The sequence below is a fragment of the Cardinium endosymbiont of Dermatophagoides farinae genome, assembly GCF_007559345.1.
Taxonomy (GTDB): domain Bacteria; phylum Bacteroidota; class Bacteroidia; order Cytophagales; family Amoebophilaceae; genus Cardinium.
In genome coordinates, this window is the sequence record NZ_VMBH01000001.1 from 185,723 (window position 1) to 208,607 (window position 22,885).

20 protein-coding genes and 2 pseudogenes are annotated in these 22,885 nt (G+C 38.1%); 14 read left to right on the forward strand and 8 right to left on the reverse strand.

What is annotated here, in order from left to right; all coding sequences use genetic code 11:
- The first annotated feature begins 224 nt into the window (after positions 1-224).
- Positions 225-728, forward strand: coding sequence for a hypothetical protein (locus FPG78_RS00890; protein WP_144086202.1), 504 nt, complete (start codon positions 225-227; stop codon positions 726-728).
- A 42-nt stretch (positions 729-770) separates the two neighbouring features.
- Here FPG78_RS00890 and FPG78_RS07955 read toward each other — a convergent pair whose 3' ends face one another.
- Positions 771-1,904 (reverse strand): PD-(D/E)XK nuclease domain-containing protein, encoded by a 1,134-nt coding sequence (locus FPG78_RS07955; protein WP_144086203.1) that lies wholly within the window; start codon positions 1,902-1,904, stop codon positions 771-773.
- Positions 1,856-2,626 carry an AAA family ATPase gene (locus FPG78_RS00900; RefSeq protein WP_144086204.1) on the reverse strand — a complete coding sequence of 257 codons (771 nt, stop codon included), beginning with the start codon at positions 2,624-2,626 and terminating at the stop codon, positions 1,856-1,858. Before FPG78_RS00900 ends, FPG78_RS07955 begins: the two co-directional genes overlap by 49 nt.
- A gap of 390 nt (positions 2,627-3,016) precedes the next feature.
- Between FPG78_RS00900 and FPG78_RS07465 the strand changes: the two genes are divergently transcribed.
- The 3 genes from FPG78_RS07465 (at position 3,017) to FPG78_RS00915 (ending at position 4,704) form a co-directional block, all read left to right on the forward strand.
- Positions 3,017-3,229, forward strand: coding sequence for a hypothetical protein (locus FPG78_RS07465; RefSeq protein ID WP_223261929.1), 213 nt, complete (start codon positions 3,017-3,019; stop codon positions 3,227-3,229).
- 40 nt (positions 3,230-3,269) lie between these two features.
- Entirely contained in the window at positions 3,270-3,689 is a 420-nt protein-coding gene (locus tag FPG78_RS00910) for an SLC5/6 family protein (protein ID WP_144086205.1), read from the forward strand.
- Positions 3,690-4,029: 340 nt separating this feature from the next.
- Entirely contained in the window at positions 4,030-4,704 is a 675-nt protein-coding gene (locus FPG78_RS00915; RefSeq protein WP_186292384.1) for a sodium:solute symporter family transporter, read from the forward strand.
- On the opposite strand, the gene FPG78_RS00920 is transcribed toward FPG78_RS00915, so the two are convergent.
- From FPG78_RS00920 to FPG78_RS00930, 3 genes are all read right to left on the reverse strand, one after another.
- A complete protein-coding gene (locus FPG78_RS00920) occupies positions 4,675-6,075 on the reverse strand; it encodes a CCA tRNA nucleotidyltransferase (RefSeq protein ID WP_144087052.1) in 1,401 nt (466 codons plus the stop codon). The two genes, FPG78_RS00915 and FPG78_RS00920, sit on opposite strands and share 30 nt — an antisense overlap.
- An 82-nt stretch (positions 6,076-6,157) precedes the next feature.
- The gene (locus FPG78_RS00925; RefSeq protein WP_144086207.1) at positions 6,158-6,865 is read right to left on the reverse strand and encodes a hypothetical protein; all 708 of its coding nucleotides are present in this window, start codon (positions 6,863-6,865) and stop codon (positions 6,158-6,160) included.
- Positions 6,866-6,876: 11 nt separating this feature from the next.
- Positions 6,877-7,353, reverse strand: coding sequence for a lipase family protein (locus FPG78_RS00930; protein WP_144086208.1), 477 nt, complete (start codon positions 7,351-7,353; stop codon positions 6,877-6,879).
- A 304-nt stretch (positions 7,354-7,657) separates the two neighbouring features.
- Between FPG78_RS00930 and FPG78_RS00935 the strand changes: the two are divergent.
- From FPG78_RS00935 to FPG78_RS00975, 9 genes and pseudogenes are all read left to right on the forward strand, one after another.
- Positions 7,658-9,897 (forward strand): annotated as a pseudogene (locus tag FPG78_RS00935) (ATP-dependent helicase).
- Positions 9,898-9,940: 43 nt separating this feature from the next.
- Entirely contained in the window at positions 9,941-10,537 is a 597-nt protein-coding gene (locus FPG78_RS00940) for a DUF4290 domain-containing protein (protein WP_144086209.1), read from the forward strand.
- Positions 10,538-10,587: 50 nt separating this feature from the next.
- Positions 10,588-11,885, forward strand: a pseudogene (gene murA, locus FPG78_RS00945) (UDP-N-acetylglucosamine 1-carboxyvinyltransferase).
- A 434-nt stretch (positions 11,886-12,319) separates the two neighbouring features.
- Positions 12,320-13,045, forward strand: a complete 726-nt coding sequence (locus FPG78_RS00950) for an SLC5/6 family protein (protein ID WP_144086210.1) — start codon at positions 12,320-12,322, stop codon at positions 13,043-13,045.
- Between the two features lie 155 nt (positions 13,046-13,200).
- Positions 13,201-14,349 carry a hypothetical protein gene (locus tag FPG78_RS00955; protein WP_144086211.1) on the forward strand — a complete coding sequence of 383 codons (1,149 nt, stop codon included), beginning with the start codon at positions 13,201-13,203 and terminating at the stop codon, positions 14,347-14,349.
- 25 nt (positions 14,350-14,374) lie between these two features.
- Positions 14,375-14,905, forward strand: coding sequence for a hypothetical protein (locus FPG78_RS00960; RefSeq protein WP_144086212.1), 531 nt, complete (start codon positions 14,375-14,377; stop codon positions 14,903-14,905).
- A gap of 255 nt (positions 14,906-15,160) precedes the next feature.
- Complete coding sequence (locus FPG78_RS00965; RefSeq protein ID WP_144086213.1) at positions 15,161-16,192, forward strand: sodium:solute symporter family protein; 1,032 nt, start codon at positions 15,161-15,163, stop codon at positions 16,190-16,192.
- An 86-nt stretch (positions 16,193-16,278) separates the two neighbouring features.
- Positions 16,279-17,445, forward strand: coding sequence for a hypothetical protein (locus tag FPG78_RS00970; protein ID WP_144086214.1), 1,167 nt, complete (start codon positions 16,279-16,281; stop codon positions 17,443-17,445).
- A 31-nt stretch (positions 17,446-17,476) separates the two neighbouring features.
- Positions 17,477-18,628 carry an HD domain-containing protein gene (locus FPG78_RS00975; RefSeq protein WP_144086215.1) on the forward strand — a complete coding sequence of 384 codons (1,152 nt, stop codon included), beginning with the start codon at positions 17,477-17,479 and terminating at the stop codon, positions 18,626-18,628.
- A 62-nt stretch (positions 18,629-18,690) separates the two neighbouring features.
- Here FPG78_RS00975 and FPG78_RS00980 read toward each other — a convergent pair whose 3' ends face one another.
- From FPG78_RS00980 to FPG78_RS00990, 3 genes are all read right to left on the reverse strand, one after another.
- Positions 18,691-19,149: an Lrp/AsnC family transcriptional regulator gene (locus FPG78_RS00980; protein ID WP_144086216.1), complete on the reverse strand. Its 459-nt coding sequence runs from the start codon at positions 19,147-19,149 to the stop codon at positions 18,691-18,693.
- Positions 19,150-19,248: 99 nt separating this feature from the next.
- Positions 19,249-20,323 (reverse strand): peptide chain release factor 2 gene (gene prfB / locus FPG78_RS00985; protein WP_223261930.1). Its coding sequence is split into 2 segments (ribosomal slippage): positions 19,249-20,265 and positions 20,267-20,323, totalling 1,074 coding nucleotides; the frame shifts between segments, so codons are not numbered across the junction.
- A 24-nt stretch (positions 20,324-20,347) separates the two neighbouring features.
- Positions 20,348-21,058: a hypothetical protein gene (locus FPG78_RS00990; protein WP_144086218.1), complete on the reverse strand. Its 711-nt coding sequence runs from the start codon at positions 21,056-21,058 to the stop codon at positions 20,348-20,350.
- Between the two features lie 567 nt (positions 21,059-21,625).
- On the opposite strand from FPG78_RS00990, the gene FPG78_RS00995 reads away from it, so the two are divergent.
- Positions 21,626-22,684, forward strand: coding sequence for an Mrp/NBP35 family ATP-binding protein (locus tag FPG78_RS00995; RefSeq protein ID WP_144086219.1), 1,059 nt, complete (start codon positions 21,626-21,628; stop codon positions 22,682-22,684).
- The last annotated feature ends 201 nt before the right edge of the window (positions 22,685-22,885 follow it).

The following is a 22,885-nucleotide window of genomic DNA, read 5'->3' on the forward strand; positions in this document are numbered from 1 at the left end:
ATAGCAGTAATAGATGCATTAGAAAGCTTGGAAGCAGCTGTATGTGAGGAATATGCAGAGGTACTATCTGAAGAAATATTACTAAATCAAGTAATAGAATCTATGGAAAAGATATATGATCTACTATTCGATATCCGACAATTACACATACCATATGAAACAGACCTTATGAGCTGGAGGAATATAAAACAATTATCCATTAAAATAATGATACACAATTAAAAATGGTACCAGTAGAACAGCTGGAAGAAACGCAAGATAAGCAATTAAATATGATCCGTCTGTTTAGAAACAAAGTATTAGAAATACAAGAGACATTAGTAGCTATACTAAAAGATTTAGTAACCTTAATACGTAATCCGTTAGAAGAAGTAGTAATCGATAAAATAAACGTATCAGATTTAAAACGTGTGCTTAAGCTAGAAGTAAACATTATAGAAGGAAAGGCACAAAACCTCAAACACATACAAGATATAATAATGGATTTAGAAACAGAAACGGAGGCGATAGAGGAGATACAAGACAAATGGAATAGCGCAAATCTAAAAACCAAAAAAACAAAAATGGCAAAAAAAATAGCAGAAGCAGTAAACGAAGCACTAGATCTAGGAGAGAAAATTAAAATAGAGATACCATCAAAAGTAAAAGAAATGATCAATCAGACAAAAAATCTAATAGATTCATACCCTGATGGAAATGTTCAATTAACTGTGTCAGAGGGTCTTTAGTTTTAAGTGTGTAAATGTTTTTCAGGTTGTATATTTACACACTTAACTGGACAGACCCGACAGGCCCCCTATATCCTCTGTTTCTTGAAAATAGCCAATGGAATTAACCGCAAAGTTTTTACGTGGCATCACCTGAAAAGTATGTTGTTCATCGTATTGATGTACTTCAATAGCTGCTTCTGTAATATTAAGTCTTACAGGATCATATTTTAAGCCTACGCATACTTTTTTATAGCATGTGTTGAAGGTCATGCTGTAATCTTTATCGTAGATTTGCTGCAAAGCTTCTGAAACTGACTTGCCTACTTTTAACTCAAAAATGTAAGCAGTTTGGTGTAGTTTATCCTCTAGCGCAATATCCAAACGGCCTGACCCACTAGCTAGCTCAGCATTCACTTGCATGCCTTGCGTGGTATGAAAAACACCGTTTAAAAAGGAATATAAAGCACCCTGAAAACTCCTTTCTGTTTTATCTAGAAAATGGTAGCCTGCTTTAGCTAAGCAAGCTCCCTTAATAAGATTTAAAAAGCCACACCACTTTTCATTTCTTAATGCATCTAAAATAGAAGTGCTATATGCTATTCCTGTTTCTTGTTGTTTTTGAATTATAAACCTGGATAATGTTAACTTTAATGAGGATTGAACTTCCTGATTAGGAAACTTTAAATAGTAGTCCATTGGATTTTTATCTGCTCGTGTGTCTTCTTTAAATCCATTAGGATCTAGGGTAAGATAACCTGTTTGGTACATTAATGGGAATAAGGCTATTTCGGAAATAGCGCCTGCTAAGCTTTCAAAGTCTAGCTGATTGATCGAAAAGCTGGATTGATCCCAAGGGATCGTAAATCTATCGATATTGTTTTTTATTTGTTGTAGTAAGATAGCAGGATGACCAGAGTTGGACCAATAGTTACCAAATGATCTATCTCTAAAGAATTTTAATATAGAGTCTGGATTATACATCCGCCTTACACGCTTATTGCGACTGAAACAATAGCCATTATAATAACCTTTTAGCTCTTGTTTTAATTGTTCATCTGTATAGCTTTCTTTTTTATCCCAATTTTCTTTTAGACTGGTTACAACTTCATTAATATAGATCTGTTTATCTTTAAAAAATAGTTTATCTATATCCTCTTCTGTATAACCCAACATCTCTGCATAATCTTCATGCAATGATATGTCATTGGCAGAATTCGCCCCGATGTAAGTCCAGATAAATGAAATTTAGTTACGCCTGTTACAAAAATAAATTTACAATCCTTCTGACTGCCTTTTAAAACTTTAAAAAACGAACTAAGAACAGAAAGTATCCCTTCATACTGATCTTTTTCACAAGATATTAATGGACTGTCATATTCATCGATTAAGATCATAGGTTGAGATGCATAATTACTACCTAATTTTTGCAGTGCTCTAATCAAGTCACTCAGTGTGTCGTTCACGGTTGGTGGCCCAATGATAGGTTGCATTTTAGATTTATCTATATCATAATCATCGGCAATGTCGTATAATTTTTTTACTAAACTAGCCTCCAGTGATGAGCCTGTTTTAGCACTTAACTTTGAGAAATTCAACCAAATGACCGGATATTTTTTCCACTTATATTTTTTATCTCTATAAATAGCACATGTTTTAAATAACTTTTTATTTCCTTTTGCTATTTGGTCTATGGTATCTAGGAGTAGAGATTTACCAAACCTACGTGGCCTTGTAAAGAAGTAGTAAGTTCCCTCATCTTCGAATAGTTTAGAAATATAATCAGTTTTGTCTGCATAAAAGCCAGTCTCTATCATCTGTTTGGTACTGGATTTTCCAATAGGAATGCGTACACCTCTAGTAGCAATTCCTTGTTGCTCCTCATTGCTTAACCCTTTATCTTTTTTTTTATATTCCATATCCTATTTCTTTTATTTAGAGGTATATAATCGTAGACCTTCTGCAAAACCTATTGCTAAATGGCAATTTTGGTGTCGAAGCTTGTCTATGCTCCTCAAATACATTTAGTATGCTGACGACTGCGCTTCTCCTAAAAACTGCTGATCACAAATAGGTTTTGAAGAAGGTCTCGTGTTGCCCACTACAAGGTAGATAGTTTTTATAGCATTTAATCGACCTGTTTTAGCTGTTCTATTAGCTGTTCTACTTGTTTAAGAGATCAACCAGTAAGCGTAACGATATCATCTAGATAATGCCCGTTAAGTATTTAACATTTTGATTATATTTTATATTATATAAAAAATACAAAATGTCAAGTTATACACTATAATTTAAGTTTAAAAGATAAGATGTCTAAAATTTTGGCTTATTTACGTGCTTCAACAGATAAACAAGATGTGGCGCACCAAAAATATGAAATACTGGAATATACTCGGAAGAATAGACCTTCTGCAAAACCTATTTCTAATGGCAATTTTGGTGTCGAAGCTTGTCTATGCTGCTCAAATACATCTAGTATTCTGGCGACTGCGCTTCTCCTAAAAACTGCTGATCACAAATAGGTTTTGAAGAAGGTCTAATCTAGTTATTTGATTTGTATCTATGAGCACTTTTAACACGCCCCTCTTGATGGTAATCGCCTTTTTGCTATTAACCGTGGGTATTGGGATTTGCTTTACCAGAATTTCAACTTCATTTCGGGAATATGCCTTAGGGGACCAAGAATTGCATACAGCTCCGTTGATAGGTACGCTACTAACGCTTATCTATGGAGGGGGAAGGCTAATGATTGGCGTAGAACAAATCCATCATTTTGGGCTTTCTTGGATATTTTTCATATTGCTGAATAGTTTTTTACCTTACTGGATAATCAGTTGGTTGGCGCTACGTATGACTCCATTTATGAGTAACCTGTCTATGTCAGAGAGTATAGGTCGCGTCTATGGTAAGTACCCTCGGATTATTATGGGTTATCTAATATTTTTTTTACCATTGCTACGATTGCCATTCAAGTTAATGTGATGTCCCGATCGATCAGTATGTGCCTAGATTCGGTTCATCCCAACATCATCACTGGCTTTGTGATCTTAGTCCTGTTTTGCTATGCCCGTATTGGGGGTATGCGAATCGTTACCTTTACAGATGTAGCACATACCTTTGTTTTTTTCTGATTATTCCCTTTCTAGCCTTCTCGATATTTGAGGCAACTGGCAAACCTGAAATATGCTCTTTTTTAGGAACGCAAGAAAATTTTCAGCTTGATCAATTGTTTCAATTTGAACCCAAACAGTTGACTATTTTTACACTCTTCCTCTCCAGTATGGTCTCGAGTATAAACCCGCCAATTATACAGAAAGTCTATATGTCTGCCGATTGCTTTCAAGCTGGTATGGTTTTCTTTTTTACTAGTTTTCTGAGTCTCTTTATAGCTTTTTTTATCATACTATTGGGCCTATATACTTTTGTAGCTGCACCAGATCTATTGGTTACAGAAGTGTGGCATTATATAATGGGCAATATTTCTCCTATCTGTCAAGGATTTGTTATCATCAGTTTACTGGCTATGGCTATGTCTACAGCTGATGCGTACTTAAATAGTTGTTCGGTTATGTTTAGCAATGATATAGTAAGCAGTATAATGGATAAAAAGTCTATTTCTTATGACCGCCAGCTTCGACTGGCTAAAGCAACAGCCCTTTTTATAGGTATTATTACCATCATACTCAGTTTTTATTGTAGCGATTTATTTTGTTTAGTGCAATTGCGCTTTGATTGCTTTATACCCATCGTAACGGCGCCTTTTATCTTAGCTGTTTTGGGTTTTAGAGGTGGCACTCGTCCTGCTTTGGTTGGCATGGCTACAGGGGTATTGACGATTTTGGCTTGGAATAAATGGATTGAACCAGCTACAGCTATGAATGGCGCTTTTATAGCTATGGTGGCCAATGGGTTGGCTATGATGGTTACGCATTATGTAACGCCTAAAAAAAATAAAGAAATCTGTATGCTACAGTGCATACTGTTTGCCAATCATTAACATATAGTTAAATGCTTCTTGGTATTCATTCTTAATTTTACCCTCTAATATAGCCTCTTTAATGGCTTCTTTAATAAGACCGACCTGAGCGGATGGTTTTAGTGCAAATGTTTCCATAATCACTGCACCGGTAATAACGGGTTGAAAATTCCTGATTTTATCACGTGTTTCTACCGCTAATACCCTCTTTTTAACTTTATCAAAGTTGGCCAAATATTGCTGCACTTTTACCTCATTTTTAGAGGTAATATCCGCTCTGCATAACAAAAATAAATCTTCTAAATCATCTCCAGCCTCATATAAAAGACGGCGTATAGCAGTATCGGTGACCTCTTTGGCTAAGGCTATAGGACGTAAATGCAACCGAACCAATTTTTGTACATATCCAAGGACTTCCTTGCTGATAGGAAAACGCATTCTCTTAAAGAGCTTAGGGAGCATCCTAGCACCCAGGTCTTCATGACCGTGAAAGGAAAAACCATGTATCGGATCAAATTTTTTAGTCAATGGCTTGGCAATGTCATGGAAAATAGCTGCCCAACGAAGCCATAACTTAGAAGAATGGTTGACCAAATTATCCAATACTTCAAGTGTATGGAGGAAATTGTCTTTATGGGAATGGCACCCAATTTGCTCCTTCCCTGAAAGCTTTTGTAATTCTGGTAATACGATGGACAACAGGTTGGTATCAAACAAAAGTTTAAATCCATAAGAAGGTCTATCGGTAGCCATCAGTTTATGTAGCTCTTCCGAAATACGTTCCTGTGCTACAATGCCCAATCGGTCACCAGCAGCTGTCATGGCCAGCAATGTTTCTGGTGTGATGCTAAAATGCAGCTGAGCAGCCAATCGTATGGCACGCATGATGCGCAATGGATCATCAGAAAAAGTTCTACCTGGATCACAAGGGGTTTTAATCACCCGATCTGCCAAGTCTTTCTGGCCATTAAATGGATCTAATAACCGTCCATAATCTTTTTTATTTAAAGAAATGGCCATTGCATTAATGGTAAAGTCCCGGCGCATTTGATCATCAGAGAGTGTACCAATCGATACATTTGGATTACGAGAATGGAGTTGATACGATTCTTTTCTAGCGCTTACAAACTCTATCTCCCACCCATCCCACTGCAACATAGCTGTACCAAAACTTTTAAATAGGCTAACGGGAACTTCTTTGTATTTGGCTACAGCCTCTGCAAGTACCATGCCATCCCCTACACAAACAATATCGATATCTTTGGAAGTACGTCCTAAAAATAAATCACGCACAAACCCGCCTACTACATAGGTCTCCAACTGAAACGCATCGGCAATCTCCCCTATTTGACGTAAGATAGGATGATGCATAACCCCATCCTGCTGTACCATAGTTTCCTTCTGCACCATAGCCTCCTTACTATTTACCTTTTCCAAGGTTCTATTTTTTAATATACTGCTTAAGTACTCGCAGCTAAGCAGCAGATGCAATTTCTGCCTTTTTATCTACAACTTCTTCTTCTTGCTGCTCGTAAAAGGTTTCTTCTATAGCCTTCACTACCTCTTGTATCACTGCCTGATTATTAAGTTCAGAAAGCCCACGTTTTACAGTAATACCTACTTTATTACCATGACAGGCGCCATCTACTGTTATGCGTTTAAAGTTTTTAGTAACCAACCCCTCTGCATGTTGCGTAGCAACAGGAAGCAACATATCATGCTTGCAATTTGGATCACCTCCAATCAGTTCTGCATAAGTAGCATTGAGCTTATCCAATGCTTGTTTACTGATAGAGGATGGAAATGGGTCAAAAAGCTTAGAGAAATCAGTTAAAACACCTGCAATAGCAGTAATAGGCACATCAACCTCCTTAAGATTTGAGGCAACATACTCAGAAATAAACTTACTTTTTGGCTCCAAATCTGCAGCTCCTGGGCAGTTTTTTTTCATGAAGTATGGGACTGCTATTTCATACAAGCTAGGCCATGCTTTTGCAAATCCAGGATTAAATCTAAAAAAATATTTGATTACAGCCTTATCATAATTTTTTTCTATGGCATTTAAAGTAGCTTCGATCTCCTTAAATCGTTGCTGAAACTTCTTAACCTCTTTGATATGCTCCATTACTGGCGCTCCGTTCCAAGGTGTACCTATAGTAATCAACCCATCTATAGTAATCACATATTCTCTTTTTAAGCGGAGCCCATATTTTTTAGCAAGCGTAAAACCCCGTAACCCCCTTGGCTATTGCCTACTAATATAACACGGCTATCGCGAGTAAGGGTTTTTTTGATCTCTTCATAAGCTAATCTAGCTTGCTCTTTGATCGAAAATTTTAGAGTGGGGGAAGGGGAAAAAGAACCTTTTTTATTAGGATCTTTATCGACACATGTTAAGGCGAATATAGTGGCATGTGGAAATTTTTCTTGCAAAACTTCCTTCATCTTTTTAAAATCCCAGGACAATCTATGCAGTCCATGCAACAATGCAATCACTTGCTTATCCTCTGGTACTTTAGCTACCCGCTTCATTTTTTTTATAGGAGGCTCCGCATCATCTAAGGCTTGAGGATCCAATAGGGTTTGCTGATCTGGCTGAGGCGTTTTTTTGCGATTATCAGAGGAAGGTCCACTGTCACACCCCACACCTAGGATACAATAAAAAATCAAACCAAATCGGTAAATACAAACAAGGGCCTGGCGAATGCCTATGATAGGGTACATGCAATCAACTTCCGTAAAGTCCGTAAAGATAGTGGATAAAGTAAATGGCTTAATGGGTGACTAACTTGGTAAATATAGCACTTTTGATTGATTATATAAAGATATGCATGATAAGAATGGTATCAAGAAATCCTTGCTTGCCCTTTATCGAACTATTTATTAAATTGCTTCTCTACACTTTTTCATAAAAGAGATAATCCTATTGCAGATTTTAGCATCATAAAAAACATAATCAAACATAAAAGTAAAAATGGTCATCACAATGGAACCAGCTATGCAGCCAGCCTATCTTACTGGCCTTAATGAGATGCAAAAGAAGGCGGTGATCCATACTGAAGGCCCATCAATCGTCGTGGCAGGTGCTGGTTCAGGCAAAACTAAGGTATTAACGGCTAGAATAGCCCATCTCTTGAAAGAAAAAAAAGCAGCGTCTGGTCAGATTCTTGCCTTGACCTTTACCAATAAAGCGGCTGCTGAAATGCGCCACCGGATAACCGGAATAGTGGGCAATGAGGCTAAGGGAATATGGCTGGGAACCTTTCATAGTGTCTTTATGAAACTACTGCGTCAGGAAGCCAATAACTTGGGTTACCCCGCTCATTTTAGTGTTTATAATACAGAAGATAGCAAATCACTGATCAAACAAATCACTAAGGCACTGGGGCTTGATGATAAAGTATACAAACCAGGGGTTATATTGGGACGTATTTCCCATGCTAAAAATAGATTGATTGCGCCAGAAGTTTACGCTGCAGACCCAACCTACCAAAAAGAGGATGCCTATATGCGTATGCCTAGATTCAGTGAAATCTTTCTAAGGTATACTGGCCACTGCTTGCAAGCTGGTGCAATGGATTTTGATGACTTACTGGTACAGACCCATAAATTGTTGTATAATAATCCTATGCTAAGTGCAAAGTACCAACAACAATTTCACTATCTATTGATTGATGAGTTTCAAGATACCAATCTCATTCAATACAGTATTGCCAAAAAACTGGCTGCCTCTCACCAAAATATTTGCGTAGTGGGGATGATGCACAAAGTATTTATGCATTTAGAGGTGCTGATATTCACAATATTTTGCATTTTACCCATGACTACCCCAATCACCAAATGATCAAGCTTGAGCAAAATTACCGTTCTACAAGGCATATTGTGGATACAGCCAACCAGATCATTAGCTACAATGAAGGGCAGTTAAAGAAAAAAGTTTGGACCGATAATCCCCTTGGGGAACCCATTGAGGTGCTTAGAACGATGTCAGATATGGAAGAAAGCTGGTTGGTAGTAGATAAGATACAAGCAGAAAAGTTGAACGGCAGGCTACCTTATCGCGATTTTGCTATTTTATACCGTACCAATAATCAATCGCGAAATTTTGAGGAAGCATTGCGTAAAAAAAATATTCCTTACCGCATCATAGGTGGGCTCTCTTTTTACCAACGCAGAGAGGTAAAAGATCTTTTAGCCTATCTGCGTTTTGTTGTAAACCACAATGATAGAGAAGCCTTCAGAAGGATTATTAATTTCCCTAGACGAGGCATTGGACCCACTACTATTGATAAAATATTTTCTATTTCAGCCGAAAAAGCTATATCCCTCTGGGAAACACTCTCTAACCTGAATGACTTTTTAGGTGGAGCTACTGCAGCAGCTGTTTCCCGTTTTGTCACATTGATTGATGATGCTGCCCTAAAACTAGAAAAAGAAAATGCATACACGATAGCAGCCTATATGGCTAAAACATCTGGTCTACTCAAGGAACTACATGAAGATAAAACAGTAGAAGGTGTAACCCGCTATGAGCATATTCAAGAGCTGCTTAATAGCATCCAACAATTTGTAGACCACCCTGAAAACAATGAGCCAAGCCTAGGCAGTTTTCTACAAGAAATAGCACTGATTACCAGCGCAGATAAGGAAGATTCAAATGAAGATGCGGTGACATTAATGACCATTCATGCTGCTAAGGGGTTAGAATTCAAGTACGTATATCTGGTAGGGATGGAAGAAGAGCTCTTTCCTTCTGCTATGATGTTGGGCAGCAAAGCAGACTTAGAAGAAGAAAGGCGCCTTTTCTACGTAGCGGTTACCCGTGCACAGCTGAAGTTAACCCTAGCGCATGCTTTAAGCAGGTACCGGTTTGGTAAATTAACCAATGTCCAACCCAGTCGTTTTTTAAAAGAGATAGATGCAACGGCTAAAATAGCAGCTAAATCGCACCTAGCGACTGCTAAACCTACACCAAAGCACAAACTGAGTGGCTCCGTTAGAAAAATAACGACATCCGCACTAGCTCCACCTATAGCTGATCCAGCTGCTTTACAGGTTGGACAAATGGTACATCACCTCCATTTTGGTATAGGAAAGGTTATGCGGCTGGTAGAATCTGCAGGCATGCCTAAAGCTGTTGTTCTTTTTCATAAATTTGGAGAAAAGACCCTCTTGTTAAACTATGCAAAACTAGAAATACTGCCTGCAACATAGAAGCCCTATTTAACCTATTATTTATTTAACCTAATAACCCACAATGTACGACTATAATACAACTCGATCGCCTTTAATGCTTAAAGAATATGGTAGAAACATACAGAAACTTATGGAGCAAATTGCAACCATCGAGGACAAAACTGTTCGCACACAAAAAGCCCATGGTATTGTAAAACTAATGGAAATGGTCAATCCTAATGCAGAATCACCACAAAAACGATGGGATGATCTTTTTATACTATCAGATTACAAATTAGATATTGATAGCCCTAATCCCAAGCCTATTAAAAGGGAAAATAGCCAACACTATTATGCCCATATGCCCTTTATGCAGCTGATCAGATATAAATATTATGGGCGGCATATAGAATCGCTGGTAAAAAAAACCACTACCCTACCCACGCTTAAAGAGCAAGAACAGATGCTTATAGCAGTTGGGAAGCTCATGCGTCGTTTTAGTAGCACATGGAACAACGATTATATCAATAATGAAAGAATTATTCAGGATATCAAACGAATGCTTCCAGATGGCACGACGCTTGATGTAGAAATCATACGGACCCTACCAGATGAGGGGGCAAATGGTCAAAAACCTAGAAGTAAACATTACGTAAAATCCAATGCTGCTAAAAAGTAGTCCAACCAATAGGTAAACTTACTATATTATAAAAAATCTAATTTGGGGAAATGAGTAGATTTATTGTCAATGGGGGGCATCAATTATCTGGCACCATTAGGCCACAAGGTTCAAAAAATGAAGCACTGCAAGTGATGTGTGCCACCTTATTGACTGATGAAGTAGTAATGCTACATAATATTCCGGACATTGCAGATGTCCAAAGTGTGGTGCAACTACTGGCCCTTTTGGGAGTTCAGATTACCCCATTGGGTAAGGGAAAGTATCAGTTTTGTGCCAGCCATCTTGAAAAAGATGCCATGGTTACAGCGGCATTCCGATCAGCATACACTAAAGTAAGGGGCTCTATTATGTTACTGGCCCCGCTGATCATCCGTTTTAAAAAAGTAGTTATCGCGCAGCCTGGGGGAGATAGGATTGGACGCAGGGGGCTGCATGCTCATTTTGAAGGGCTCGCGGGGCTGGGTATTGTTTTCCATGCTGCTCAGGAGACTTGGATCGCCCAATGCAACCTACTGCAGGGAGCCGATGTGCTGATGCCAGAAGCATCGGTAACAGGCACCGCCAATCTGATTATGGCCGCGAGCATGGCCAAAGGCAAAACGACTATTTACCCGGCAGCTTGTGAACCGCATATACAACAACTCTGCCATATGCTGGTAGCCATGGGCGCTAGAATTACCGGTATTGGCACCAACCTATTAACCATAGAGGGCGTACCAGCATTAAAAGGCACCACGCATACCATTCTACCAGATATGTTGGAAATTGGTAGCTTTATTGGGTTAGCGGCAGCCACCCAATCTGCACTAACCATTACAGATGTGCCCATTAAACTCTTTGCACCCGTTTGGTATTGCTTTAAAAAGTTGGGTATTATGCTAGAAAAACAGGATGATACATTGCATATTCCAGCTCAATCCTGCTATCATATTAAAAGAGAAATGGATGGGAATCTCGTAACGCTTTATGATGCGGTTTGGCCAGGGATACCGGCTGATTTAATTAGTATTGCAGTGGTAGCTGCTGTACATGCACAAGGCCACATCTTAATACATCAGAAAATGTTTGAAAGCAGGCTTTTTTTTGTAGACCATTTGATTGAAATGGGGCACGACTGGTATTGTGCGATCCGCATAGGGTACATATCGTAGGCCTAGGCAACAGCCATAAGCTACATGGCATCCATATGAGCTCAAGTGATATTAGAGCAGGCATTGCTTTGTTAATTGCAGCACTGGCAGCAGAAGGAACCAGTATTATTGAAAACATTCACCAAATCGATCGAGGATATGAAGCTATTGACCAACGCCTCAACAGCTTAGGTGCATCAATTGAAAGGGTGTAACTGAACCTGAGCCTATAATTTTAAACCATCTGCTTGTAATGTACAATTACAATAATTTGTATTAAATTTAGGCCCTTAATTCATCTATAAAACCAGTAACCCATGCAAGTTGATTTAGTTATTATAGGCCTATTCTTAGCCTTAAACATCCTCATTGGGCTCTATCATGCTAAAGGGGTGAAAACATTTAGGGATTATGTCCTGGGGAAGTAGTTGTCTACATTCGTGATTGTTTGTTCCTTAGTGGCTAGCGCGATGCATATAGGTACGCTAGGTTTCATATCTGACTCCTATTTTCTTGGCTTTAAAGCGCTTATAGCCGCCTTAATCTTTTTCTTAACGACCTATTTTGGATCAAGGGTATTAACAGCACGTATGGCTGAGTTTTTGGGAGATTTTTCTTAGCAGAGTCTATTGGTAAGCTTTATGGTCCGGTGGCACGTAAAATCACAGCGGCTACTGTAATACTGGTGATGTTAGGTTTAGTGGTAGCACAGCTTAAAGTTATCCTACAAATCGTTCATTTTGCACTTCCAGATATGACACAGGGTCTTGTCTACTGGATTCCTATTGCTACTGGATTTGTCGTTATTCTATATTCAACATTTGGTGGGGCCAGGTCGATTGCAATGACTGATGTTTTTCAATTTCTCTGTTTTGGGTGTACTTTTCCTTTAATTGCTTTCCTGCTATTACGCTATGCCAACCCATCCATTGCAGAAGGATGGACACGTTTAAAACAACACGCACAATTTGTAGACGCTGCCGATATATTTTCTCCCAAGTTCCTACATGTATATATTTTCTATGGGATTCGAGTATTATTAGTGACGCTTGCGCCGCTTTATATACAAAGACTCTATATGGCCAAATCTATTCAACAGGCTAAAAAAGTGCTTCCTAAGGGTGCCGTAGCTGTTTTTTGTATACGTCTATTGGCATTTTGTATAGCGATTGCATTGCATCTAGGAGGACATACATTGACACGCAAACATGATGTGATCCATTTTCTGATTAACCTAACGCAGATTCCAGGTATAAAGGCGACTATAATGATTACGGTGCTTTCACTACTGATGTCTACGATTGACTCTGCTTTGCATTTGTTATCAGTTGTTTTTGTGCATGATTTATTACCATTATCATTTTTTCAAGGGTAAATGGATCCATCAAAAAATTAAAAGCAGTTAGAATAACGATTTTACTAATTGGCATACTAGCCTTATACAGTGCATTAACCTACAAAGGCAATATTTATAAACTTATCGCAAAGGGAACGGAAAGCTACATACCTGTTGTAAGCATTCCATGGGCAATGGCCATTCTAGGATTTAGGCCCCGTAGCGCAGTTGTACTGATCACTATGGCCACTTCTGGAGTCTTTGCAGTATATTCAAGGTTCTTCCAGTCTTATACACACCACCAGGGCAATGTAAACCTAGCCATTGCCATAGTGATTAGCATCTGCACGCTTATCTTTGGCCACTATCTCCTCCCAAAGCAGCCCAATACTGGACGGGTGGGAATTAAAGACCGCAGCCCGTTGGATCTGCAAAACCAAGAAACCAAACGCTGGTGGCTAAGATGCTTACGCCAATTTAAAGCTTTAGCCACTAAAAAATATTGGGAAAGCCTCTTCCCAAAAAATGCAACTACTTTTATACTACTGGGTATTTACTTCATTAGCAGTATGCTTATAGCCCTATGGTTTATGCAAAAAGCATACTTTTTCCCTTATATATATTGGTATATATTCGTAATGGCTATTGGAACCCTCTTAGCAATTTATCCAGCTTTTCACACCTATAAAAAAGGAGGTAATCCCATACTCCATGGCGTATGGCCTGTGCTGTTGTTTGTATTGCTTTTCCTTTCCACTATACAATTTGCCAAGTTAGGCCATTTTAGTCCCATGGTTTGTGCATTGGTTGTCACTAACATAGGGTTAGGTATCGTCCTTTTATCCTTAAAAGTAGCAATAGGCATGCTAGGTGTAGCGACGATTTTAGATCAATGCATACCGCCTAGCCTTCCCTTTTGGAGTCTATTTTGGGCTGGTTATAATGAAATTTCTATAGAACTCATTTTCGCTGTAACCATTGGGGTAGCCACCCTAATAGGTTTTAGCTTCTATAAATATTTATGTAATAAAGCTACTATTACACTCAATGTGATAGAACTAGCCCGCAGTTACGAACGTAGAGCCGCGCTAGAATCTATCTATACCCAAGTGAACTGGTCTAGGTTAGACCCTACTTATGGCAGTGAAATGTTAGAAGCAATGAGCGAAATGCTCAAAGCACCTTGCGAATATCTCTACACACAGGGCCAGAAAAAGCTTGGAGAAGATGTCAATAGCTTTATAAAAAAATTGCGTAAGTTTAGCCGTCTATTGCTGCAAAGTGCTAAAGAAGCACATAGCCTAGGGCTTAATAAAAAAAGCGATTCAGTCCGTAGCGATTGAACCTATTATTCTAAAAGTACACAGTATGATTCACGCATTAGGGGAACCTATGCAGCTGCTCTTGCGCAACCAAACAAAGACAAAACAGTTGATAGCAGATCTGGATCTCTTTGAGCGTTTTTTAATTATAAACTTATTGGCAATCAGTAATAGTGAACAAGCTATAGACCATATAGTTACCCTAACCATTGCCGATACCACGCTACGTTACAATGATACAAAGGCTACTCAAACCAATAAGGAAGCTACCACCCTACCCGCATTGGCCTTTTTTATCAGCACAGATACTACTGTACAAAGTACACTACCAGTATACGATATCACAGACGAAATAAGATTTGTTTACCTTCCCAAAACGGAAGAACAACTCTATCAAGCAGAAAGTAGGCAAATTGTACAAGCACATGGTGGGTATGTTGAAATAATAGAAACTAAAGAAAACTTAACATGCCTCTATGTGTTGCCTGTAGCTGGAGAAAAAGTAATGCACTTTAAAACCTATAACCCTGCTGACTTAACTGATCAAATCGCTACAACAGCTGAAAGCTTGACATAAAACAAAATAGCTTTCGCTCAACCGGAGTCTTTAGTTTTAAGTGTGTAAATATTTTTCAGGTTGTATATTTACACACTTAAATGGGCAGCCCCCTCAACCGCCTGCCATTCCATCAAGAGATACGAATATCCCACAGATAAACCTTTAACCTGCCCTACCCACAGTAAATAAGCCATACTAAGGCAACCATTATTCTTGCATAATTAAAACTTATTTACTTCATTTTTATAATACAAAAAAATTAAAAAAAATAACATGAACATTGATTTAGTTATTATAGTACTATTCTTAGTGATAACGCTCACGGTTGGGTTTTATTGTGGTAAAGGTGTTACAACCTTCCAAGATTATGCAATTGGGAATAGAAAAATGGACAGCTTTATCATTGCTGTTTCCATAATAGCCACGATTTATGGAGGTAGAAGCTTGCTTGCATTGGATGCTTTCTATCAAGAAAGTTTTTATAAAACTTTTGATTTAATCTATTTTGTTATGCTATTTTTGGGCTCAAGGTTTATAATCTTAAGAATGAAGGAATGCACAGGTCATCTTTCTATAGCTGAGTCAATGGGAAGCCTTTACGGTCCAACGACCCGGATGATAACAGGTATTTTCGGCATCATGCTATCTATTGTTATGTTAACACCTCAGTTTAAGGTTGGCCTGTCTATTACAGAGACGCTATGGCCTGAGATAGAGCAGTTTTCAGCCTACTCAGGTATAATTTTAGCACTACTTGTTATAAGCTATACAGCATTTGGAGGTGCTAGAGCTGTAGCCATAACAGACCTATATCAATTTTTTCTTTTTGGCGTTTGTTTCCCCATCATGATTTTTATTTGCATATGCTATGCAAAAAAGCCGCTAGCTAGTTGGCAACAGCTTACTGAAATTCCACAACTCACTACCAAGGAAGTTTTCCAGTCAACTAAACTCCTACAAGATACCCTGAATGCATTTGTATATGGTTTATGTCATCCATTTTTTCCTGCATGGATCCAACGTTTTTATATGTCATCTTCTATCCAACAAGCATCAAAAGGATTTTATAAAAGTACTTGTATTCAGCTTATATTTACCATAGTTTGTTTAACCATTGTGATGGTTTTACATTTAGGGAACCATGATATCAAAAACAATCAGCATATCATAGACTACTTGGTTAAGCTTGCCCGCTTTCCTGGAATACGTGGGATTATAGTAACTGCCATTATGGCTTTATTGATGTCCACTGCCGATTCTTATTTGCATATTGCTTCGGATTTGCAAATGATGTATTACCTGTAATATTTGGTTTAACCAAACGAATCAATACATGCAGACTCAGGATTGCACGTATCGTTTCTATTTTAATAGGAATAGCCAGTAGCTTTATGATGATCAATATCAACTATTTTATTCAGTTGCGTGCTTACGTAGTGAGCTGTTACCCTATTATAATCGTCCCTTTCATCATGGCTATGTTTGGTTTTAGGCCACGTTCGACTGCTGTTTTATTAACTATCGGGGTCAATATAGCCATAATGGCATATCATTTTTTTGATACAATAGATTTATCAACAGCCTTTCATAAATCTTTTTATTTTAGTACGATTACCTTACTTGCCATCCATTATCTCTTTCCTAAAAGTCCCAATACCGGCTGGGTAGGCATTAAAGATCTTAGTCCGCTCAATTTGCAAAATCAAGAAACCAAACGTTGGTGGTTAAGAAGGCTACAAAATTGGAAACTAACCTTTACAGGGGCATACTGGAAAAATTTTTTTCCAAAAAGGGAAAGTACTTTTATACTATTGGGTATCTATTTAATCATGAATACCTTTATAGCCCTCCATTTTATACAAAAAGATTACCTTTCGCGCTATATGTATTGGTATATTTTGGTAATCGCTTTGGGAACAATTTTAATGATTTATCCATCTTTCCAGGGTTACAAACCAGAAACCCGTCCAATACTCGGCTGGGTATGGCCCATGCTTTTATTCATATTGCTTTTTGTTTCGAGTATACAGTTTGCAAAATTAGGCCATTTTCACCCTATGGTTTCTACACTATTGATCTCTAGCCTAGCCTTAGGCACCGTTCTTTTTTCCTTAAAAGTAGGTATCATCATGTTGGGTATAGCCATGATGCTACATACATTTATACCACCTAGCATTGACTTTTGGAATCTATTTTGGACCAGTCATAGCAAAGCTTCTCTAGAATTTGTTTTGGCTACAGCCCTTGTCGCAGCTGCTCTAGTAAGTGGTAGCATTTATAAGTATCTACGGGACAAAATAGAAATCAAACTTAAAATCATAGCATTAGCTAGACACTTTGAGCGCAGCGCAGCTCTAGAAGCGCTCTACAACCAAGTAAATTGGTTTAGGCTTCATCCCATCTATAGCAACAAAATGTTACAAGAAATGAGCGCAACGTTGCAAATGCCCTGTCACTATCTCTACACAAATGGTCAACCAAAACTAGGAGGAGAAATAAACCTCTTTATGAAACAGTTACGCAAGTTTAGCAAAGTACTACTAAAAAGGGTTAAATGAAGAGCACACGCTAACGCTAAACAAAAAAGCAGTGCAACGCGTAGCCATCGATTCGGCCATCTCACAAGCACATAGCATAGCACTGGCATTAGGGGAGCCTATAGCATTGCTTGTACGGAACGAAACGAAAGTAACAGATTTGATAGCAGATCCAGCACTTTTTGAACGTCTTTTAACTATAAACCTATTCGGGATCAGCAAAAGTGAGCAAGCTGTAGATCATATGGTCACCTTAACCATTGCGAGCACTATGCTACGTTACGACTATAACAGTACGATACAAGCTGGCAAAACACCACTTACCTTGCCGGCACTAGCCTTCTGTATCAATACCGATTCAAGCATGCAAAATGTACCACCTATATATGATATCACAGATGAGACATTCTATACCCATCTACCTAAATCAGAAGATCAGCTTTATGAAGCAGAAAGCAGACAAATTGTACAAGCACATGGTGGGTATGCCACAATACTAGCTACCAAAAAGGTGCTAACCTATTGCTATGTATTACCTGTAGCTGGTCAAAAGGTGATGCGTTTTAAAACCTACGATCCGAGTGTTTTAAACAGTAAAATAAGCCAAACAGCTGAAAGCCTAGCGCAAGAAAAAGAATTGGTAGCACTGCTTACCACGGAAACCGCCCTGACCAAAGAAATGGTAGAAAAAACCATTCATTTCATTAAAAATGCACATGGGCTTGTAACGCGTAAATCTGGCGCACCCTATTATACGCACCCTATGGCAGTTGCTAAAATACTATTAGAGGTCACCAAAGATCCTACAACCATTCTAGCTGGCCTGTTGCATGATGTAGTAGAAGATACACCGATACCACTGACCCAAGTAGAACTGATGTATGGCGCTGAAGTGGCCTATTATATTGTAGACATGGTTACACATTACAATACAAATGGTTATCGATGGAAGTTAGATGATAAAGAAAATAAAAACCTGCTGGACCAATGTAAAGATATTCGTGTAGTACAGGTTAAACTAGCCGATAGGCTCCATAACATCAGAACCTTACATTTTCGTAAACTAGTAGACCAAAAACGAATTGCAAAAGAAACCATCACGTTTTATATCCCATGGGGCAAAAAAAATAAAATTTCCAATTGGATATTGGAAATGAGCAATATTTGCCAGGAAATTTTAAATAAAAAAGGAATGTATATATGATACTTTTCTTTTTTACTCAAGCCCTATGTTGGTATCTATATACCAACCAATGCACTAAGAATCTATTCTATGGATAGCAGTTTGTTTTTGATGAGCCTAACGACGGATAAAGTTTGTAGATATTCAACAAAGGGAAGCATATGGAGTTTTTCTACTACCATGGCTTGGTAACTAGGTAGATGTTTGGTATGCACGATTAAAATAAAATCAAATGCACCTATTACTTGATAGCAAGCTGTGACCATTGCTATTTTATCAACCGTAAGTTTAAATAATTTGATGTGTTCAGCTGTGGTTTTTTGAAGGCGAACGCCAACCATTAGATGTACCAAGAAACCTAGCTTTGCATAATCAACTTGCGCAACATAATTTGTAATGATTTCATGCTGTTCTAACTTTTTTACCCGTTCAAGCGTAGCTGCAGGAGATAGGTTGATTTGCTGCGCAAGCGCAGCATTTGTGATCTTTGAATCAACTTGAAGAATATTTAAAATAAGTTTATCTATTTTGTCTAGTTCCATAAACGAAAGAATTTATGTTGCACTTTTTGCTTTTTTTGGCAGTAGCAGTGCCATATGGCTGAATGAATACATTTTTAGAGATGGTTCTAAAAGCTATACCTAACGTTGTAATAAATAGGCTTTTATAAATCCATCGAGATCTCCATCTAAAACATTTTCTACATCTTTGCGTTCATGGCCTGTTCGGTTGTCTTTAATAATCTTATAAGGATGTAATACATAACTCCTAATTTGAGAACCAAATTCAATCTTTTTTTTGCTTCGCTCTATTTCTTGCTGTTTGGCTCGTTTCTTTTCTAATTCTTGTTGGTAGAGCTTAGATTTAAGCAATTGCAAAGCTTTATCTCTGTTTTGTAGTTGAGAACGTTCTTGTTGACACTCTACTATAGTGCCAGAAGGAACATGCTTGACACGAACAGCGGTCTCTACTTTATTGACATTTTGCCCTCCTGCTCCACCAGACCGAAAGGTATCCCAGCTTAGATCTGCAGGATTTATTTCAATCTTTATAGAATCATCAATAACAGGGGCTGCATATACAGAAGCAAAAGAAGTATGGCGTTTACCTGCAGCATCAAAAGGAGAAAGACGTACCAGCCTATGAATGCCCACCTCTGCTTTTATATACCCATAAGCATAGGAACCAATCAACTCCAGTGTAACAGCCTTTATGCCTGCACTATCCCCTGGTTGATGGTTAATTGTTTTAACAGTATACCCCCTTTTGGCTGCCCATATCATATACATACGTACCAACATATAAGCCCAATCTTGGCTTTCTGTACCACCTGCACCGGGCTTTATATCTATAATTGCATTTAAATGATCCTCTTGGCCATCTAACATTTTTTTTAATTCAACCTCCTCTAGCAATCTAGAAAAAGAGGATGCTACAATATCCAACTCTTCTTGCGCCACCGCATCTTCTATAAATAAAGCCTCTAATAAAAGCAGCTCTTCCCATTGAGCCTGTAGCGCATTGAATTGATCAACAGATTCTTTTAAGGTTTTAATTTTCTGGATGGTTTGCCCGGCTTCCGTTGGATTTGACCAAAATAAAGGAGCTGCAACTGCTTCTTCTAACAGCTGTAGCTGTTTATTTTTACTAGCATAGTCAAAGACAGTCCTTTAAGGCATTTATTCTTTCCTCTAAATAACAATATTTGGCTTTCATAAAACTTATTGTAGGAATAACTATTTACTTCACAAAATGAACACAATTGTATATAGATTCTTCTACCTGATCAGGAGCAAAAACAGAGTGGATAATCCGTACGGTCTTTTTATCTTTAGTTAATTCGCTTTGTGGATTGCTAGGGCGGCGTTCAATCTCTTTATCAAAGGTATGAATGGTCGTATAAGTGGTGTCCTTAAAAAAGGAGGCTAAATCTAAACTTTTAATTAAACAGTTATCATACCGTTGATAGAAAAGCACTTTCTTTGCAATACCATTTACATCCTGACGGACAAAGAGTCCATCATCAAGGCTAAAATAGGTAATTTGAGCAGGATCCAAGCCTCTATTAATCTTTCGCATCGCTTTATTAAGCGCGTCAATAGTATTAAATGCAAATGATAGCTCGAAGCTAAGCATTTTTTCATTATAGTTTACGCAAACATGGCTGATATCGGGTATTTGTTCTAAACAAACTTTAGCATTACTAAAAGCCTTATAACCAATAGATTTAGTTATACCTTGATGTTTATAGTCTTTATTTAAGTATTTAATAAACCAAATCAACTTATTGATCTTCTTTAAATTTACTTCAATGCTAAATTGCCCAGATTGATCTTCTTTAAAATGGGCCCTTTCTATAAAATCTACACCTAAAGCAAAACTGTTAGCAGCAGGAGATTGAAAAAAAAAGAGCAATACAAAAACTATAAACCCAACTTTTCTTGGCTGCATAGGCATAAACATAAAAAAATAAAATCAACAATATAAAACTTTAGACACAAGAGCGGAGCCCGCGCCTTACTATATAAGGACTATATAACGATAGTATTGCTATTACACAAGACAAGAGTTATCATTTATTTTATCACGAGACCTTCTTCAAAACCTATTTGTGATCAGCAGTTTTTAGGAGAAGCGCAGTCGAGCACCGCAGAATACTAAATGTATTTGAGGAGCGTAGACAAGCTTCGACACCAAAGTTGCCATTAGAAATAGGTTTTGCAGAAGGTCTAAGCATATCATTAAAAACGAACGCATCATACTGAATCGGTTGAATGGGTTAAAGTTATGAATTCTTTATAAACTTTATCTTGTTTTATATAAATTAGGGGTCTATAGACCTTCTGCAAGACCTATTTGTGATCAGCAATTTTTAGGAGAAGCGCAGTCGAGCACCGCAGCATACTAAATGTATTTGAGGAGCATAGATAAGCGCCAAAATTGCCATTTAGCAATAGGTTTTGCAGAAGGTCTTATTAACCTGGCATACCGGGTGCATGGTTATCGAAATAGGCCATTATGACTGCATTAAAAAAAAAAGTATTAGCAGCCTTGCGTAGGGTAGAGGATCCTGACTTAAAAAAAGATCTGGTCTCCTTGGGAATGATTGATCAGCTGCATATAGATCAGACTACCATTTCTTTTACCATTATACTTACCACTCCAGCTTGCCCGTTACAAGAAATGATCAAGCAGGCATGTATACAAGCCATTCGTGACCAGGTAACGGATGATTTTGAAATCGTCATTACGTTCACATCAAAGGTCACTTCAAGACGTTCCAAGCCCTCTATACTACCTGGCGTCAAAAATATTATTGCGATTGCCTCTGGAAAGGGTGGCGTTGGTAAATCTACCATTGCTACGCATTTGGCGCTCGCGCTATCAAGCCATGGTGCAGCTGTAGGACTTTTAGATGCGGATATATTTGGGCCATCTATTCCGATCATGTGGGGGTGCGAAACGACCAAACCAACTGTGGTCAAAGAGGAAGGAAAGCATTTGATTATTCCTATAAATCGCCACAATGTAAAGTTGCTTTCTATTGGCTTTCTATCCAATATGCAAGAGGCTATTGTATGGCGTGGACCTATGGCCAGTGCTGCTTTTAAACAATTATTACAAGATGCAGATTGGGGTGCACTAGACTATTTATTGATCGACCTCCCTCCTGGCACCAGTGATATTCACCTGACATTGGTGCAAACGGTCTCCATTACAGGTGCTGTAGTAGTTACTACACCACAAAAAATCGCATTAATAGATGCTATAAAGGCGATTGCTATGTTTCAAAAAGAACAGATTCAGGTACCTATCTTGGGATTGATAGAAAATATGTCTTATTTCCACACAGGAAAAGAAGATGAAACCAATCTTCATTATATCTTTGGAAAAGATGGCGGCAAACGGCTGGCAGAAAAAGCATCCATACCTTTTTTAGGCCAAATTCCACTGCTTCCGACGATTTGCTGGCAAGGAGACTTAGGTACTATACCGACCATTATACATTTTAAAAAAATTGCTGAAATGCTCGCACAACAAGTAGCCATCCAAAATGCCACATTTAATTTAATTTAGTGTGAATGATTGATTATCTTTAGCAAGACCTTCTTCAAAACCTATTTGTGATCAGCAGTTTTTAGGAGAAGCGCAGTCGAGCACCGCAGCATACTAAATGTATTTGAGGAGCATAGACCACAAAATTGCCATTTAGTAATAGGTTTTGCAGAAGGTCTACGTAGTTTGGCCCGTTAAAGCAAATAAATATTTAAAACGATT